The organism is Nocardia sp. NPDC051756, from assembly GCF_040681495.1.
In the GTDB taxonomy this organism is placed as follows: Bacteria; Actinomycetota; Actinomycetes; order Mycobacteriales; family Mycobacteriaceae; genus Nocardia.
In genome coordinates this window covers 762,299-765,879 of the sequence record NZ_JBFAYV010000002.1, presented here as the reverse complement: position 1 = coordinate 765,879, position 3,581 = coordinate 762,299, and the positions used below count along the sequence as shown (strand labels likewise).

Below are 3,581 nucleotides of genomic sequence, written 5' to 3'. Positions count from 1 at the left end.
GACGGGCAACGACCAGCCGCCGGTGCGGAGCGTGGCAGCGCTCCGCACCGGCGGTTTCGTTTCGGCTCAGTGCGCCGGCTTCATCTCGGCGGACATCATGGGGTCGCTCTCTTCGCCGGGACCATGGTGCGGGTCACGATCAGGAGGAAGGCGAGGAGGGCGCAAGCGGTGCGGGCGAAATGGAATGTCTCCCAACGGCTCAGGATCTCGGCGTAGTCGGGTGGTGGGGCGGTGACCGCCCACTGTTTGATGTGCTGGTTGATCGGGACGTTGCCGAGGCGGGTGATGAGGAACGAGGCGATGGCGAGGCCCGCCGCGGTTCCGGCGAACCAGCGGTCGCGGGCGGTCGTGCGGAACGCCAGGACCACGCAGCTGAGGATGGTCAGGCCCATGAGGGACTGCATGACCAGGCCGTTTACCGACATCAGGGCGGTGTGGAAGGTGAATCGGACCTCGGTTGGGACCTTGCGGAACGCGTAGACGACGTTGATCGCGCCGTAGCCGAATGCGCCGGCCAGCAGGCCGCCGAAGCAGAGCGCGGATGCTCTTGCGAGGGTGGGCTTTTCGAAGGTGGTCAAGGGCGTGGCTCCGAAACGGTTGCCAGGGAGAGCAGTTCGTCTACCGACCATTGGTCGTAGACGTGGACGCCGTGTTTGGCCGCGAGGACCTGGCCGTCGGCGGCGATGAGGAAGTCGGCAGGGAGGCCTAGGCTGCCGCCTTCGGGTTTGGTTGGGGGAGTGGGTTGTTGCTTGCGGAGAGCGGCCGTCGCGGCGTGGGTGACGCCGCGGAGGATGGCGGGCCAGCCGCGGGGGTCGAGGAGGGCTCGCGGGGAGGATTCGACGCCGAATTCCCGGTAGAGCTTGCGGGTCGGGTCGGCGATCAGGTCGAGCGGGATGTCTTCGGTGTAGGTGCGTAATTCCGTTGCGCTGGAGTGGAATACGACCACCTCGCGGATGTTCGCGGCCGCGATCTCGGACCGGCGGGCGACGATCGAGCGCAGGTGCAGATTACAGACGGGGCAGCCGGCGAATCGGCGGAATTGCAGGTGGATCAGGCAATCCGGGTCGGGGACGGACACGGGTGCGCCGGCGATGGTGGTCAAGACCCGATCGGAGACGGACGTCGGCAAGGGCATGAGCGATTCCTTTCGTAGGCGTACCTTGTACTCCTACGTTCAGTATGCGGGTAGCTTGTACGCTGTCAAGCCATGCCACGTCCTCGTTCGCTGACGAAACGCGATCTCGGCGTCGCCGCATTGGCGGTGATCGACCGCGACGGGCTGGCCGCGCTCACCATGCGGGCGGTGGCGAAGGAACTGCACATGGCGACGATGGCGCTGTACCGCTACGTTTCGGACCGGGAGGAACTGGAGGTCCTGGTCGTGGACGAGGTGCTCGCGGGGATCGATGTGTCGACCCCCGCCGATGCGCACTGGCGAGACCGGCTGACCAGTCTGCTCGAGCGGATGCGGGCGGCCATCTCCGCCCACCCGGCGACCGTGCCGCTGGTACCTCGCCACCGGAAGTCGGCGACCGGCACGCGGCGCTGGATGGAGGCGATGCTGTCGGTACTCGACGACGGCGGCTTCACCGGACCCGACCGAGTCATCGCCCAGCGCACGCTGGTCGCCTTCCTGCTCGGCTCCCTGGAGAACCAGCACTACGCGTCGATCAACGCCCCCGCGACCACGGCCATCGCGCAACTCTCCCCCGAGGAGTATCCGATGCTGACGCAGACCGCAGCGCAGGCCCGGACGATGTCGGTCGACGAGGAGTTCCGCGGTGGTCTTCGAATCGTGTTGCGCGGGTTGGAATCCTAGCCGGGCTCTCGGGACCGTGTTTCAGTTGAACAGGGCGGTGATGTCTACGGTTTCGGCCATGGCGCGGTGGCCTGCGTCGTTGAGGTGCATGCCGTCGCCGCTGTCGTAGGCGGGGAGGATGAAGCCGGGGCGGGCAGGGTCTTCGACGGCGCGGGCTACGTCGAAGACGGAGTCGAAAACGTCGGTGCTGCGCAGCCATTCGTTCACTTCGTTGCGGGTTTGCTGGGTTTCCTCGAGCGGCATGCCGGGGTAGACGCAGCCGGCGTAGGGGCCGATGGTGGCGGCGTGGATGGTCAGGTTCGCCTCGTGGGCGCGGCGGGCGATCTCGGTGAAGCCGGCGATCAGCTGGTCGGTGGTGGCGGGCGGCTCGCCGGACATGCCGCCGAGGATCAGGTCGTTGATGCCGAAGTTGATCAGGACGGTGCCGACGCCGGGGACGCTGAGCACGTCCCGGTCGAATCGCTCCAGGCCGGGCACGCCGATTTCGTTGGTGAGCAGGCGATTTCCGCCGATGCCCTGGTTGACCGCCCAGCCGCGATCGAGCCTGCTGTTGATGATGTCCACGGAACGGAGGTTCGCGCTCATGGTCGAGCCGACACCCTCGAACCACGAGTCGCCGAGTGCGACAGCGATATCGGTGCCCGCCGGGGCGAGCACGTCCACGCCGGTGACGTAGAACCGGGCCGGAACCTCCTCGGCGGCTGCGAGATCCGGAGTCGAGGTGACGTTTCCTGCTGCGACATAGGCGATTTCGCTGGGCTGGTGCGAGAGGGTCGCGAGACCGGTCTGCTCGGGTAGGTAAAGGCTCAGCGCGAGATCGGTGCCGGCGGTGACCGCCAGCTCGACCGGATCGCTGACTGCCGCGCCGCCGACCGGGATGGTGATCTGGTCCGCGCCGTCGAACCGCAGCGCGAGATCGGTCTCCGCGATGATCTCGCTGCCGGACTTGCGCAGCCCGACCCGGGCGGCGCCGATGACCAGCGGGGTACGGCCGTAAAGGTTGGTCAGGTGGATCCGGACCTGCTCGCCGCCACCGGCCAGGTGCAGCACCTGACGCACGGTCTGGTCGGCGAACGCCTGCGACTCGGTGAGCTTGACCTGTTCGTACGGGCTGATGACCGCGGAACGGAAACCGGCGACCCAGGCGGTGGTGTCAGACATCGAAAGCTCCAGTAGTTGTCGTGCGGAATAATGCGTTGGCATATTTCTACAACGAGGTATTCCCCGTGTCAACTATCCTCGTAGCAAGTACTTCGGGTAGGTTGGCGGTATGGATGCGACCGAACTGTTCGACGACCCCCGGCTGACCACGATGGGTCTGCTGTTCGAGGCGTACGAAGGGGTGGTCACCAACCTGGAGCCGGTGTGGAAGTCGCACGGCCTGTCCGGCTTGGATCTGAATGCGCTGATGCGCCTGAGTCGTTCGCCGAACAGGCGGCTGCGCATGACGGATCTGGCCGCGCAGACGACGTTGTCCACCAGCGGCGTCACCCGGCTCGTCGATCGGCTGACGCGGGCCGGGCTGGTCGAGCGTGAACTCGATCCCGGTGACCGCCGCAGTGCGTATGCGGTGCTGACCGACGCCGGGGCGGCGCGGTTGGAAGAGGTGCTGCCGGACTATTTGGACGCGGTCGAGCGCTGGTTCACCGGACTGCTGACGCCCGCGCAGCTCGACGGGCTGATCGCCGCGCTGCGGGTCGTTCGCGACGTCACCAACCCGCGGGCGACCGAGGGCATCGACCGATCGGCCAAGGTCTGACCG

The 3,581-nt window shown here is 67.0% G+C and carries 5 protein-coding genes; 2 read left to right on the top strand and 3 right to left on the bottom strand.

Annotated elements, in window-relative coordinates:
• Positions 1 to 95: 95 nt before the first annotated feature.
• Both AB0M22_RS09880 and AB0M22_RS09875 read right to left on the bottom strand, forming a co-directional pair.
• Positions 96 to 578 carry a DUF1772 domain-containing protein gene (locus AB0M22_RS09880; protein ID WP_364723156.1) on the bottom strand — a complete coding sequence of 161 codons (483 nt, stop codon included), beginning with the start codon at positions 576 to 578 and terminating at the stop codon, positions 96 to 98.
• Entirely contained in the window at positions 575 to 1,135 is a 561-nt protein-coding gene (locus AB0M22_RS09875; protein WP_364723153.1) for a peroxiredoxin-like family protein, read from the bottom strand. The genes AB0M22_RS09880 and AB0M22_RS09875 overlap by 4 nt, the downstream gene beginning before the upstream one ends.
• A 72-nt stretch (positions 1,136 to 1,207) precedes the next feature.
• Between AB0M22_RS09875 and AB0M22_RS09870 the strand changes: the two genes are divergently transcribed.
• Positions 1,208 to 1,819, top strand: coding sequence for a TetR/AcrR family transcriptional regulator (locus AB0M22_RS09870; RefSeq protein WP_364723150.1), 612 nt, complete (start codon positions 1,208 to 1,210; stop codon positions 1,817 to 1,819).
• 21 nt (positions 1,820 to 1,840) lie between these two features.
• On the opposite strand, the gene AB0M22_RS09865 is transcribed toward AB0M22_RS09870, so the two are convergent.
• The gene (locus AB0M22_RS09865) at positions 1,841 to 2,980 is read right to left on the bottom strand and encodes a GDSL-type esterase/lipase family protein (RefSeq protein WP_364723148.1); all 1,140 of its coding nucleotides are present in this window, start codon (positions 2,978 to 2,980) and stop codon (positions 1,841 to 1,843) included.
• 109 nt (positions 2,981 to 3,089) lie between these two features.
• On the opposite strand from AB0M22_RS09865, the gene AB0M22_RS09860 reads away from it, so the two are divergent.
• The gene (locus AB0M22_RS09860) at positions 3,090 to 3,578 is read left to right on the top strand and encodes a MarR family transcriptional regulator (RefSeq protein ID WP_364723146.1); all 489 of its coding nucleotides are present in this window, start codon (positions 3,090 to 3,092) and stop codon (positions 3,576 to 3,578) included.
• Positions 3,579 to 3,581 lie beyond the last annotated feature (3 nt).

Excerpts from the sequence above, each read along its gene's own strand:
- AB0M22_RS09865 (WP_364723148.1), bottom strand. The coding sequence starts at position 2,980 with ATGTCTGACACCACCGCCTGGGTCGCCGGTTTCCGTTCCGCGGTCATC.
- AB0M22_RS09860 (WP_364723146.1), top strand. The coding sequence starts at position 3,090 with ATGGATGCGACCGAACTGTTCGACGACCCCCGGCTGACCACGATGGGT.
- AB0M22_RS09875 (WP_364723153.1), bottom strand. The coding sequence starts at position 1,135 with ATGCCCTTGCCGACGTCCGTCTCCGATCGGGTCTTGACCACCATCGCC.
- AB0M22_RS09870 (WP_364723150.1), top strand. The coding sequence starts at position 1,208 with ATGCCACGTCCTCGTTCGCTGACGAAACGCGATCTCGGCGTCGCCGCA.